This is a genomic window from Maribacter sp. 4U21 (assembly GCF_002742365.1).
Classification (GTDB): Bacteria; Bacteroidota; Bacteroidia; order Flavobacteriales; family Flavobacteriaceae; genus Maribacter.
Genome location: NZ_MDGN01000002.1, coordinates 15,743 through 27,726 on the forward strand (window position 1 = coordinate 15,743; position 11,984 = coordinate 27,726).

Consider the following 11,984-nt stretch of genomic DNA (forward strand, 5'->3'; position numbering starts at 1 on the left):
CCCTTAATCCTTCATACCCTTAGAAATCGACCACCAATCCAATACTGGGAATAAACTGCCCATCTTCCTGCGGAATTTCAGCAAGACTTCTGGGATTGATTATAGCTCCGGTTTCATCTCTATTGAGACCAAATTCCGGCGGTTGTGGATTGTTCTGCGACAGGGCATTCTGTACCTCGAAGAACACGTTCAAGGATAGTTTTTTAAAGTTCCATTTTTTATCGATTCGAATATCCAACTGACTGAAAACAGCAAGGTCTTCTTCTCCCAATCGTGAATAGTCTAGCACAATATCCGGATAGGTCTCTAAGGTTCTTTCCAAATCCGTTGGCACAAATGGGGTGCGCCCTGCAAAACGATATCGCGCGCTTAGTTCCCAATTGCGTTTTAGTTTATACCCTCCAACGAAGGACACCAAGTGACGACTGTCCCAGACCGAGGGTAAAAATACGTTTCTGTCAAAGCCTGTGAACTCGCTAAAGAAATAGGTGTACGAAAAAATGCCGTAAAAATTGTTCGTTAGTTTTTGTTGAAATTGCAGCTCGGTCCCATAGGTGCGCCCACGACCTACAGAGGCTACCTCCTCGTTGCCAAGCACCTCAAAACCACCGCCTTTGTTCGCTATGGAAACCCCATCTAAAACCGATACCGGATAATCATCGTAATCTTTATAGAACGCCTCTACCGAAATACTTGCCGCAGGGCCTAAAATATGTTGTAACCCTAACACATAATGATCGCTCCTAGTGTATTTTAAATCGCGGTTGACCAAAGCCAAATCGTTGTTCCGAAAACCGAGCATGGTATAAGGCGGAATTTTGAAATAGCGCCCCAAAGAGCCATTGAGTTTCCATTTTTTTTGGAACTCGTACGAAAGTCCCAACCTGGGAGAAAGCGTGCTTGCCAGGCTATTGCCTTCCGTAAAACTGTCCGCATCGGTTCGTACACCGAAGGATATATCTAATTTGTTCTCGAAAAACGACTTGGTCGTATTTGCAAAGAACCCATACTTCATAAAATCTATTTCCGTATTGAACAGTAAATTGTTCGTTGTATTGATAGTTTCATTGGAATAAAAGGAATGCTGTAGGTTAAATCCGCCGGAAAACTTCCAACCTTCATGAAATTTCGTAAGCTGATAACGCAGTTTTGTTTCAGACTCTACGGCATCGTTCCTAAAAATGATACCCGTTTCGTTTTCAGCATCCTCGAACCTTGTAAAAACATTGGCCAATCTATTATTGCTCAAGGTCGTCTGCATAAAACCCGTGCCGTCCTTAAAACGGTTCTTCCACGTGAGCCCCATGGTATTGGAGGTCTGGTCTATAAAAGGCGCTTGTTCCAATTGTGCTTGTTGGCCAGAATCGAACTCGTCCGGAGCTGCCAAGGTAAAGTCGTCTATGGCGCCGACCCCTAGTAGCGTAAGGGAATTGTAGTCGTCCAATTCATGGTTTATTTTATATTGATAATCCCAGTACGCCGGTCGAAAAGGCAAACCGATCAAGGCAAACAAGGCCTGTAAATAACTTCTTCTGGCCGATACCAAAAATGTGGTTTTTGCCCGCTCGTTATCTTTTTTGAACAAGGGCCCTTCCAAGGTCAATGCCGCCTCACTGGCACTTACCCTGAAGTTACCTCCAAACGCACGGTCGTTTCCATTGCGTTGCGTAAACTGCAGTACGCCCGACAGCGGATTGTCATACTGCGCACCAAATGCAGAAGTAGATAGGGTAACATCCTCAATAAAGGAAACATTCAACAGCCCAACGGGTCCGCCCGCACTTCCTTGTGTACTAAAATGGTTGATATTGGGCACCTCCATACCGTCCAGGTAGTATACCGTTTCGTTGGGTGCGCCACCACGAATGATCAAATCGTTCCTAAAACCTCCTACGGAAGGGGAAACTCCCGGAAGGGTCTGTGCCACCTGCACCACGTCGTTATTACTGCCCGGGTAGGTGGCTATTTCTACAGCGGACAAGCTTTGGGTAGATAAAGGGGTTTCTTTTGGCCTACCAATTTTTGAATTGGTGACCACCACTTCCTCCAAATTCTCCGTAGCCTCTACAAGTTTAAAGTTGTAAGCAGGATTACCTTTGGATTTTACCAAAATATTGAACTTGGTCTGTGTTTCAAAGCCTAAATAACTTACCGTTAGATTGTAGGATGCCGGGGGAATATCCTCTAGGACATACGTTCCGTTTTCGTTGGTTATGGTTCCTTTTTGAGTACCGTTCAGAAAAACCGAAGCCCCCATAATCGGTTGTCCGGTAACATCGGTAACTGCTCCCGTAAGTGTTCCGGCTACTTGGGCACTTAGGACGTTCGCCTTAAATAAACATAGGAAAAGGAAGATGCCGAAGGTTTTTCCAAAAATGATAGCGAGTGATTTCAAGGCGATTATTTTTTGTTGAGTAATTATATTCAAAGATTAAACAAAAAATAATGTGGGACGGCACTTGCGGCATTAAAAATCTGTTAAAAACTGTACATTCCCACTAAGATAAAGTTGGTCTAGGTGCCTTTTAGGCTTGATATTGCTTTAAGACAGCTATGGATGTATACTCCAAGGCTTTTTCATGAGTTGCTTCCAAAACAATTTTTGGTGCCTTCCCCGCTTTTTCTGCTTCCAACCAGCGCATAATACAGAGACACCACTTATCCCCGGCCTTTAATCCCGGGAAAGACCATTGGGGTATAGGAGTGGATAAATCGTTTCCTTTCGATTTTGTAAAAGATAGGAACGCATCCGTGATAACCGCACAGACCACATGGGTACCATAATCCTCGGCTCCCGTTTTACAGAAACCATCTCTGTAAAAGCCTGTTTTGGGGTCAAAGCAACAAGAACACAAGTCCGTTCCTAAGACGTTTTTGGGTTTTTCTTCCATTCGTTATAAAAAGCTACCAGTTCAAAAGCATATTTAAACTCCTTATTTTTAATTTTTTCTATTATCGGCGGGCAGTCGTTAAAAAACGCAATCATTCGTTTACGCTTAATACCAAATATACCCTGGGTCACCCGCACCAGATCGGAGCTATTTCCTTTTGCAAAGTAATCTACGTCGATAATCATTTCTTCGCCCTGTTCTTGAAGTTCATATACGTAATGTGAAACCTGACCTTCCGTTTCTACGCGCATAAATTCATATCCCCCGTCCAACAACATTGTTCTATAAGTAGTGCCCCCTTTGCGGTACCCTCTAATTTTCTTAGGGGCAAAGCGCTTTTTCAATCCTTTCCCTTTCAGCTTTACCTTCTCGTGTATTCCGCCAAAAGGTCCAAGCTTACGGTCGCTCACAGTGCCGTACAAGGTGTCATTTTTAATGGTAACCACATAGCCTTCTTGATAATCTTCTTGAGAAGTGACGGTATGTATACCGCTCAGCGATGTTAAAAAAAGAAACACAATAACCGGTGGGAAAAATCTTGCTTTTACCATCATACCTTTATGAATATCTTCTTCTGGTACAAGAAATATGCCAGAAAGCAGTAAAAAGCAACGACCGATAACCCGTATAAGAGCGAAGAAAATTCCATTGATATGAAATCGTGTACATATATATTTTGAAAAAGCCAGCCGTGCAATGACGTATCGCCCACTTTTATCTGACCCATGATTTTAGCGATAAAACTCGATAGAAAATATACTACGATCGCGTTGGCTCCCGCATATCTGAATATGCTCCCGAACTTTAGCTTTTTTATATCCGTCAGGTAATAAATTAAAGCCAGTACCAAATTGGCCCATCCAGCGGTAACCAATACAAAACTGCTGGTCCATAAGGCTTTATTGATAGGGAATATGATATCCCAGAGATGTCCGATAATGAGCAAGCTACCGCCTATTCCCATTAAAAGCGTTGCTTTTTTCTCTTTTTTGGAGGTTAGTATAAGGCCGGTGAAAATTCCCAGTAATGCACTGGCAATGGAAGGTATGGTACTCAATAATCCTTCTGGATCATAATCTGCCTTGTAATTATGTGTTCCAAACACTTTTACATCCAACCAATTGGCCAGATTATTAGGTGCCCTATCCAGCGTAGATTCAATTCCGTTCACAGGTACCAAGGTCATCAACAACCAATACCCAATAAGCATTGCCACGGTTAATCCGATCAGGGTTTTCCAGTTACAATTTATAAAGAGTATGGCCGCAAAAAAGAAAACGACGCCGATACGTTGCAAAACCCCGGGAAAGCGAATGTCCGCCCAACCCTTTATAAAAGGAAAGCTTATTAGAAAAGCACCCAGAAAAAGGCCCAAACCGATAAGTTTCAATGTCCTAATGGTAATTTTCTTATAGACTCCTCCATCAATTTTCTTGTTCTTGTACGAGAACACGATGGACGTTCCTACGATGAACAAAAAGAATGGAAATACCAAGTCCGTTGGGGTGTAACCATGCCATTTTGCATGCAAGAAAGGCGCATACACGTTAGACCAGGTGCCCGGCGTATTCACCAGCACCATTAAGATAATCGTGGCGCCTCTAAAAATATCAACGGAAAGGATTCTATCTTTCATCTTACGGATTCATTAGGATTATAGAATATTGTTCTTCATTTTACCCCAAGCCTTTATCAATAAAAGACCCGATACCAAAGCTACAACGCTCAATACCATTGCAGAAGTGGTTCTTCCATAAATCCAATATCCGGTAGCGAACATCAAGGAATAAATAAGAACTACGCCTAATAGCATCGCCACGATTCCCGAAGGAACACTCCATTTTTCATTAGTGGTAATTACCTCAACATTATCCGCCTTTGCCTCGCTGACCACTTTGGACCAACCTGGCCCGCCCGGTTGTATTTTCCTGTAAAAACTACGGAGCACCTCGTCCGATTCCGGTTGCGTCGCTAACGTTGCGATTAACCAAATTATGGTGGTCACGACCATAATGAACGGAAGCTCGCTCCAATCGGGCAACAGTCCGTTCTCCGCTCCAAAAAGTAGCTCTTTTAACGAAGTCGTCGCTATTAAAATGGATAAAATTCCAGAGGCGAACATCGCGGAAATCTCACTCCAGGCATTGATCCGCCACCAGAACCAACGTAATATAAAAATTAAACCCGTTCCGGCACCGAAGGATAATAATAGGTTGAATACGCCCATGGCATTCTGCATGGCCAAGGCCAAAAGTGCACTTAAGACCATTAATAACACGGTAGATAATCTACCAAAATTAACCATCTGCTTCTCCGTGGCATCAGGATTTACCTGTTGCTTGTAGAAATCGAAAACCAGATATGAAGAGCCCCAGTTCAATTGGGTGGAAATGGTACTCATATAAGCGGCGATCAAAGAGGCTAACACCACGCCTAAAAGTCCGCTTGGTAATTTTGTCAGCATGGCGGAATAAGCCAAATCATGCCCTAGTTTATCTGCTGGCACATTGGGGAATGCTTCCGAAATACTCGCAATATCAGGATACACCACCAACGAGGCCAAGGCTACCAAAATCCATGGCCAAGGCCGTAAAGCGTAATGCATAATATTAAAAAAGAATGTAGCACCTATAGCATGGTTCTCATCTTTGGCAGCCAACATTCGTTGTGCAATATAGCCGCCACCGCCAGGCTCACCGCCCGGGTACCAAGAGCTCCACCACTGTACGGCCAAGGGAATGACCAAAATGGTAATCAGTGCTTTTTTATCACTAAAATCCGGTAGAATATCCATTTTAGACTTTACCAGATCGTTATCGATTATTACCTGTAATCCTCCTACCTCTGGGATATTCACTAAATAAATTGCGGCGCCAATAGCTCCTGCCATGGCTACAAAGAACAATAAGAAATCGGTATATACTACTCCTTTGAACCCTCCTAGGGCGCTAAATACCACCGTAATTAAACCGGCTCCCACAACGGTCTGCCAAGGTTCCAGACCAAGCATGATACCCCCAATTTTTATAGCTGCCAAGGTAACGGCGGACATGGTAATAACATTGAACAGAATGCCCAGATAAACGGCCCTGAACTTTCTTAAAAAACTAGCGGGCTTTCCGCCATAGCGCAGTTCGTAAAATTCCAAATCGGTCTTTACGTTGGACTTACGCCAGAGCTTGGCATAAACGAAGACCGTCAACATTCCCGTGAGGAGAAAACACCACCAGCCCCAGTTTCCGGAGACTCCCGTAGTCCTCACCAAATCGGTTACCAGATTGGGCGTATCCGTAGAAAATGTAGTAGCCACCATGGAAAGTCCCAATAACCACCATGGCATGGTGCGGCCAGAGAGAAAAAACTCGGATGAGTTTTTCCCCGACTTTTTAGAGACATAAATTCCTATTCCTAATACTACGGTGAAGAAGACTATGATAAAACTATAGTCCAGTGCGCTTAATTCCATAAGTCGGTTGTTGGTTAACGTTTAAAGATAAAATAATTTGAGATACTTTTGCACATTGTTCGCTAAACGTCTGGCGGGCCTATACCAACGACTATGGAAATTTCACTAACCTCATGGATTCTAGCAACAGCAGCGGCTTTTGTGATAGGACTATCCAAAGCGGGGATTAAGGGAATTGCAGTGATCAACGTTACTTTTATGGCCTTGGCCTTCGGGGCAAAGGAATCTACGGGATTGGTAGTGCCGCTACTTGTTTTGGCGGATATTTTTGCCGTCATCTACTACAACAGGCACACCCAGTGGAACTATGTTTTTAAAGTATTACCATGGATGATTTTGGGAGTTCTTATCGGAGTTTATGTGGGGAAGGACCTGCCCGAATCCTTGTTTAAAATTGGTATGGCCATCATCATCATCATTACCGTATTCATGATGTACTGGTGGGATAGGAAAAAAGTGAAAACCGTTCCTAAACATTGGGCGTTTTCCAGTTCCATAGGAATCATCGCGGGGATTACCACTATGGTGGGTAATCTTGCCGGCGCATTTTCCAATATTTATTTTCTGGCCATGCGCTTGCCTAAAAATCACTTTATAGGTACGGCAGCTTGGTTGTTTCTAATCATCAATATTGTTAAACTCCCCTTTCACATTTTTGTTTGGGACACCATTTCGGAAGAAACATTAGTCTTGAACTTAAAGCTGTTACCGGGCATCTTTATCGGTTTTTTTGTAGGTATCCGTATTATAAAATTGATCAAGGAAGCCTTCTTCAGAAAAATGATTTTAGTGCTTACGGCGCTTGGTGCCCTATTGATTCTCTTTCAATAGACCGATTCTTGAAACAGTTCTTTTCTTAAAAAATTGTTAATTTCTATTTTTTTAGTTACTTTTCCACTAGAAACCAACCCTTTAGTGATCATGAAATCAAAAGAGAACGTACTAGACTCAGGAATTTGGAACGATATTATCGTTGTTGTAGGCCTACTCATTACCCTATTCGTATTCATGGAATATTCAGGTGAAATCTCTAATGAGGTCGCTACTATCGTATCCAAATCATTGGAGGATATGAATACGAGTGTTGCCAGTTCTAAATAAGAGATTCCTAGCAATACCAAGCACTGGTTCTCTTCTTTGGATTTTTCCTCGCTCCCATCCTTTACGTTTGTAGTCTTCTGTAAATAGCTCCGTTCCTAGGGTTCATTTTCTGTTTCAATTCCACATATGTTTCTAGATATCCCATAGTCTTTTATGGGCTTTAGCTATTCTTTAAACACTATTATTTGACTAGTGCCTTTTTAGGACATTGTCATATGATAGTAAGCATCGTAACCCAAAACATACGCCTCAAAATTCTTAAAATAACGTGCAGAAGGTTAGGAAAGCTTTGGAGGTAGTATGAATTATGAGGATACTTCAAATTAAATATTTTAGTAAAAATGCGAGTTAATTAGTAATTATTGCTCACTTTCTCGGAAAATTACTAAAATTGTATCTAGCTGATTTCATAAAAGAAAAACTTTCTCTTGAAGAATACTCTTTTACCAAAGATGAGCTTCAAGTCGTTACCCAGAAGGACAAGGAGGCGTTGACAACTGATTTGTCATATTTAACCAAAAAAGGAGATATCATTCCTTTAAGAAGGGGGTTTTATATAATTATACCTTCCAGGTACTCAAAGCAAGCCAAGTTACCCATTCAACTTTATTGTGAAAGATTATTCAAAAGTTTAAAAAGGCCCTACTACATAGGGCTGTATTCTGCTGCCAAATTTCATGGTGCAAGTCATCAGCAAATTCAACGAGACTATTTTATTACGTCAAAACCAACCTTGTTGGATATAAGCAAAGGGGCTACGAACATACATTTTTTTACAACAACTCATTGGCCGGCTAAAAATATCCAAGTTAAGAAAGCAGACGCAGGAATATTCAAAATTTCAGATCCCGTATTAACGGCGGTTGACCTTTTACATTATCAGAATAAATTGGGCGGCCTCAATAGAATGGTATCGGTTCTCGAAGAGCTTATGGAAGGAATAACATATTCAAATCTATCTGATTTGCTATCCTGGTATCCTCATAAAAGTACATTGCAGCGTTTAGCGTATTTTATAGATGGTTCTGATATAGAAGATGAAGAATCGTTGGTAGAGTTACTTATAGAATACTTCAAGCCTTTACAGTACTATCCAATACTACTTAGTCCATCCTCTAAAGAAAAGGCAGGGGCAGTCGATAACTTCTGGAAAGTTGATGTTAATGTAGAACTCGAAAGCGATTTATGATACCAAGACCAGATATCGCCAAATGGCAAGAACACGCCCCTTGGAAATCATTTTCACAAGTGGAACAAGATTTAGTAATCAGTAGAACCTTGGTTGAACTATTTTCTGATGGTTTTCTTAGGGAGCATTTAGCCTTTAGAGGTGGTACCGCTTTACATAAACTATCTACATCCTGCACCAAGATATTCTGAAGATATTGATTTGGTTTAAATTAAACCCGGACCTATAAAACCTATTATGGAGCGAATAGGGGAGGTCATTACTTTTTTTGAAGAGCCTCGAAATACTAAAGTAGGCGGTCATGGTGCAAAAGCCCTATATCGTTTTACTTCAGAATATGAAGACATACGACTGCGTCTCAAATTAGAAATCAATTGCAAAGAGCATTTTAATATATTGCCTTGGGTTGAGTTTCCTTTTGAAGTAGAAAGTGATTGGTTTACCGGGAGCGCCAATATTAGAACGTGTAGCATTAATGAGCTTTTAGGCACTAAGTTAAGGGCATTACACCAACGTAGTAAAGGGCGCGATCTATTTGATTTGGACTATTCCAGATTGAATATGGGGTTAGACCATGACCTTATTCTTAAATGCTTTAATGAATACATGGCGTTCTCAGTTGGCAAGTCTCCAAGTAAAAAAGAGTTTCTACTAAATATTGAAGAAAAAGAGCAAGACCCAAACTTCACAGGCGATATGGAGGCTTTATTGAGAACAGAAATAAAGTATGACCAGGAAGCTGCTTTTGAGTGGCTTAAGAAATCTTTCCTTTCTTAATCTTATTGTTAGATTTTTCTTTCAAACAAAATATTATACCTTAACAATCTAAACACCACCAAACAACTAAATGCCATTATACCAACCATCAGTATTAAAACAACATTTAAAGCTACAAGACCGACACCTTTTAGACAAAGCCTATAAAAAATATACCAAGTATTTTTTAAATCCTATGATACAGGATAATATAAGAAGCTCTAAAGAAGAAGAATATCAAGGCATTTTTCTAACGGAATTATTTGTAAATATTTTAGGTTATACCTTAAAACCTAAAGCAGATTTGTAGCCTTCCCTAAAAATAGGACAGCTTAAAATTAGAATTTTCTAACTTTAAATTTTAACTGTCACATGAAAAAAAGCAAGTTTACCGAGAGCCAGATCATCAAGGCCTTGAAAGAGAACGAACAGGGCCGTAGTGTCGGGGATGTATCCCGCGAACTGGGCATCGACAAGAGCACCTTTTATTATTGGCGCAAGAAATATGGCGGAATGGAGGTCACGCACATGAAACGTCTCAAAGATCTCGAGGAGGAGAACCGCAAGCTCAAACAGATGTACGCCGACGTAAGCCTGGACGTGCGCATGCTCAAGGACGTACTGTCAAAAAAGTTCTAGGGCCTTCCGACAAGAAGCACCGTGCCAAGTACCTTCAGGATGCCTATTCGGTCCGTGTATCGCGTTCCTGCCAAGTGATCGGGCTTGCCCGTTCGATGTGGTACCACCATACCAAAAAGGACGATACGGAAGTGATCGAGGCGCTATCGAGGTTGGCGGAAGAACTGCCGACAAGGGGTTTCGAGGTGTACTATAAACGGCTTCGTCGCGAAGGCCATAAATGGAACAGGAAACGTGTACTTCGGGTTTACAGGAAGATGAACCTGAAGCTGCGCAGAAAGCATAAGAAAAGACTGCCCGCAAGGGTAAAGAACCCATTGGAGGCCCCTACGGCGCTCAACGAGGTATGGAGTATGGACTTCATGTCGGACGTTCTCTCCGATGGAAGGAAAGTAAGGGTGTTCAACGTCATGGACGATTATAACCGTGAGGCACTGGCCATGGATATAGGTCTGAACTATCCGGCAAGAAAGGTCGTGGAGACCTTGGAGTATCTGGAAGAGGAAGTAGGGCTTCCAAAGACGATACGCTGTGACAACGGTCCCGAGTTCATCTCGAAGACCTTGGCGGCGTGGTGCAAGGGAAAAAGAGTGGAACTAAGGTTCGTACAACCGGGCAGGCCGATGCAGAACGGTTACATGGAAAGGCTCAACAGGTTTTACAGGGAGGACGTACTTGATGCCTACTGGTTCAACGACCTGCACCAGATCAGGACATTGACCGATAAATGGAAAAAGGATTACAATACGCAGCACCCACATTCATCATTGGGAGATATGCCACCGAGAGAGTATAAAGACCGTTTCGGGGAAGAATTCTTCCCCGAAACGGTCAACGATAAAGATATTTTTATGAATTTAGCGATGTCCTAAAACGGGTAAGGCTACATATCTTTCTTTTTGGAAATCGTCAAATTTAAAAATTTGGCGACTTTCCAAATACGTCTTAACTTTGGTTTAAGAAACTGATTATCAATGAGCTATACACGTTGTTGTAAGTAGTGCTTTTTGCGTTCTGTTATGCGGTTTGTAATAGGTTTATTCCGCTCAATTCTTGTCCAATTTGGTGTATTCCACTCAATATCTTTTCAGTCTGTTTCGCAGATGGTTTTTTAGTTCCGGAAACATATTGAGAAAGTAGAGTAGCGTTCATTCCAATTTTTTCGGCTAGGAATTTTGCGTTAAGCACTTTATAAAATTTAAAAAACTGTTTAAAGTCAATCTCAAATCCGATGTCATTTGGTTCAACTTTTACTTTCTCGTCCTCAAAATGTAATTCCGTCGCCTCGTAAGTGTTGTTAATCAGTTCTGGAATTGATTGTCCAGTCGTAAATATTGGATAATCCGCTGAAAAGGCAGAAAATCCAGTATTCGTTTTTTCAACTGTCATTGTTATTTTTTTCTTCTTTGCCATAATCTTATCTTTTAATTCCAGCGTCTTTTAGAATTTTCTTTTCCAATCCTTTACCCATTTCTTGACTTCCGTGATTTGGAAATATAATCGTCCCTTTTTTCGTTTCGTGTCGCATTTTCACGTGAGAACCTTTTTGCGATAACGCATACCAACCATCTTTTGTTAATATTCGATAAAGTTGGGAACATTTCATTCAGTTTCGCTTTGATTCAGAATTCAAAGGTAAACTATTATTTACTTTTTTCAAAATAAATTTTGTTGCGAAGACGTATTTCTAGCATTACTTACAACGGCAGTCTGTCTCAAAACTGCCTATGGTTTTGAATAAAATTACGCAATTTGTGTTGGTAAGGATGATGTGCTGTATGAAATTTTCTTATTGCTGAATATGTCAGATAGGCCAAGATTCCGTTTTTGAACCCTATACGTTCCATAAAGAGGGTCTTTAGTGTACTGTTTGGACTACTGTTCCTTGCCTTTGCGTGCCGCCATCCCAATTTGACCAGTCTTTTCAGGTTGTATGCCAGTG

15 protein-coding genes and 1 pseudogene are annotated in these 11,984 nt (G+C 41.4%); 8 read left to right on the forward strand and 8 right to left on the reverse strand.

Features of this window, described 5'->3' with window-relative positions; genetic code table 11:
* Window positions 1–19 precede the first annotated feature (19 nt).
* From BFP77_RS00765 to BFP77_RS00785, 5 genes are all read right to left on the reverse strand, one after another.
* Window positions 20–2,395 (reverse strand): TonB-dependent receptor, encoded by a 2,376-nt coding sequence (locus BFP77_RS00765; RefSeq protein ID WP_218963441.1) that lies wholly within the window; start codon window positions 2,393–2,395, stop codon window positions 20–22.
* A 130-nt stretch (window positions 2,396–2,525) separates the two neighbouring features.
* Entirely contained in the window at window positions 2,526–2,891 is a 366-nt protein-coding gene (locus tag BFP77_RS00770; RefSeq protein ID WP_099572186.1) for a DUF2237 family protein, read from the reverse strand.
* A complete protein-coding gene (locus tag BFP77_RS00775) occupies window positions 2,864–3,445 on the reverse strand; it encodes a hypothetical protein (protein ID WP_099572187.1) in 582 nt (193 codons plus the stop codon). The genes BFP77_RS00770 and BFP77_RS00775 overlap by 28 nt, the downstream gene beginning before the upstream one ends.
* Window positions 3,442–4,527, reverse strand: coding sequence for an acyltransferase family protein (locus tag BFP77_RS00780; RefSeq protein ID WP_099572188.1), 1,086 nt, complete (start codon window positions 4,525–4,527; stop codon window positions 3,442–3,444). Before BFP77_RS00780 ends, BFP77_RS00775 begins: the two co-directional genes overlap by 4 nt.
* An 18-nt stretch (window positions 4,528–4,545) precedes the next feature.
* Complete coding sequence (locus BFP77_RS00785) at window positions 4,546–6,357, reverse strand: sodium:solute symporter family protein (RefSeq protein ID WP_099572189.1); 1,812 nt, start codon at window positions 6,355–6,357, stop codon at window positions 4,546–4,548.
* A gap of 93 nt (window positions 6,358–6,450) precedes the next feature.
* Here BFP77_RS00785 and BFP77_RS00790 point away from each other — a divergent pair, with 93 nt between their 5' ends.
* The 8 genes and pseudogenes from BFP77_RS00790 to BFP77_RS00815 all read left to right on the forward strand — a co-directional run bounded on the left by BFP77_RS00790 (window position 6,451) and on the right by BFP77_RS00815 (window position 10,914).
* Window positions 6,451–7,188: a sulfite exporter TauE/SafE family protein gene (locus BFP77_RS00790; RefSeq protein WP_099572190.1), complete on the forward strand. Its 738-nt coding sequence runs from the start codon at window positions 6,451–6,453 to the stop codon at window positions 7,186–7,188.
* 90 nt (window positions 7,189–7,278) lie between these two features.
* Window positions 7,279–7,458 carry a hypothetical protein gene (locus BFP77_RS00795; RefSeq protein ID WP_099572191.1) on the forward strand — a complete coding sequence of 60 codons (180 nt, stop codon included), beginning with the start codon at window positions 7,279–7,281 and terminating at the stop codon, window positions 7,456–7,458.
* Between the two features lie 391 nt (window positions 7,459–7,849).
* Entirely contained in the window at window positions 7,850–8,647 is a 798-nt protein-coding gene (locus BFP77_RS00800) for a type IV toxin-antitoxin system AbiEi family antitoxin domain-containing protein (RefSeq protein ID WP_099572192.1), read from the forward strand.
* Window positions 8,644–8,838 carry a hypothetical protein gene (locus tag BFP77_RS17165; RefSeq protein WP_257212814.1) on the forward strand — a complete coding sequence of 65 codons (195 nt, stop codon included), beginning with the start codon at window positions 8,644–8,646 and terminating at the stop codon, window positions 8,836–8,838. Before BFP77_RS00800 ends, BFP77_RS17165 begins: the two co-directional genes overlap by 4 nt.
* A 46-nt stretch (window positions 8,839–8,884) precedes the next feature.
* Window positions 8,885–9,424, forward strand: coding sequence for a nucleotidyl transferase AbiEii/AbiGii toxin family protein (locus BFP77_RS00805; protein ID WP_257212815.1), 540 nt, complete (start codon window positions 8,885–8,887; stop codon window positions 9,422–9,424).
* 70 nt (window positions 9,425–9,494) lie between these two features.
* Window positions 9,495–9,713, forward strand: coding sequence for a hypothetical protein (locus tag BFP77_RS00810; RefSeq protein WP_180272278.1), 219 nt, complete (start codon window positions 9,495–9,497; stop codon window positions 9,711–9,713).
* A 62-nt stretch (window positions 9,714–9,775) separates the two neighbouring features.
* A pseudogene (locus BFP77_RS17170) lies at window positions 9,776–9,928 on the forward strand (transposase); the annotation flags it as partial.
* The gene (locus BFP77_RS00815) at window positions 9,895–10,914 is read left to right on the forward strand and encodes an IS3 family transposase (protein ID WP_257212816.1); all 1,020 of its coding nucleotides are present in this window, start codon (window positions 9,895–9,897) and stop codon (window positions 10,912–10,914) included. The pseudogene BFP77_RS17170 and the gene BFP77_RS00815, both read left to right, overlap by 34 nt.
* 145 nt (window positions 10,915–11,059) lie before the next feature.
* Here BFP77_RS00815 and BFP77_RS00820 read toward each other — a convergent pair whose 3' ends face one another.
* The 3 genes from BFP77_RS00820 to BFP77_RS17080 all read right to left on the reverse strand — a co-directional run.
* Window positions 11,060–11,455, reverse strand: a complete 396-nt coding sequence (locus tag BFP77_RS00820) for a helix-turn-helix domain-containing protein (protein ID WP_099572193.1) — start codon at window positions 11,453–11,455, stop codon at window positions 11,060–11,062.
* A gap of 4 nt (window positions 11,456–11,459) precedes the next feature.
* Window positions 11,460–11,648, reverse strand: a complete 189-nt coding sequence (locus BFP77_RS00825; RefSeq protein WP_099572194.1) for a type II toxin-antitoxin system HicA family toxin — start codon at window positions 11,646–11,648, stop codon at window positions 11,460–11,462.
* Window positions 11,649–11,757: 109 nt separating this feature from the next.
* A partial coding sequence (locus BFP77_RS17080) for a hypothetical protein (protein WP_218963442.1) occupies window positions 11,758–11,984 on the reverse strand: 227 nt, incomplete at its 5' end.

Coding starts and splice junctions, on each gene's coding strand:
- BFP77_RS00770 (WP_099572186.1), bottom strand. CDS start 2,891: ATGGAAGAAAAACCCAAAAACGTCTTAGGAACGGACTTGTGTTCTTGT.
- BFP77_RS00775 (WP_099572187.1), bottom strand. CDS start 3,445: ATGATGGTAAAAGCAAGATTTTTCCCACCGGTTATTGTGTTTCTTTTT.
- BFP77_RS00780 (WP_099572188.1), bottom strand. CDS start 4,527: ATGAAAGATAGAATCCTTTCCGTTGATATTTTTAGAGGCGCCACGATT.
- BFP77_RS00785 (WP_099572189.1), bottom strand. CDS start 6,357: ATGGAATTAAGCGCACTGGACTATAGTTTTATCATAGTCTTCTTCACC.
- BFP77_RS00790 (WP_099572190.1), top strand. CDS start 6,451: ATGGAAATTTCACTAACCTCATGGATTCTAGCAACAGCAGCGGCTTTT.
- BFP77_RS00795 (WP_099572191.1), top strand. CDS start 7,279: ATGAAATCAAAAGAGAACGTACTAGACTCAGGAATTTGGAACGATATT.
- BFP77_RS17165 (WP_257212814.1), top strand. CDS start 8,644: ATGATACCAAGACCAGATATCGCCAAATGGCAAGAACACGCCCCTTGG.
- BFP77_RS00805 (WP_257212815.1), top strand. CDS start 8,885: ATGGAGCGAATAGGGGAGGTCATTACTTTTTTTGAAGAGCCTCGAAAT.
- BFP77_RS00810 (WP_180272278.1), top strand. CDS start 9,495: ATGCCATTATACCAACCATCAGTATTAAAACAACATTTAAAGCTACAA.
- BFP77_RS00820 (WP_099572193.1), bottom strand. CDS start 11,455: ATGGCAAAGAAGAAAAAAATAACAATGACAGTTGAAAAAACGAATACT.
- BFP77_RS00825 (WP_099572194.1), bottom strand. CDS start 11,648: ATGAAATGTTCCCAACTTTATCGAATATTAACAAAAGATGGTTGGTAT.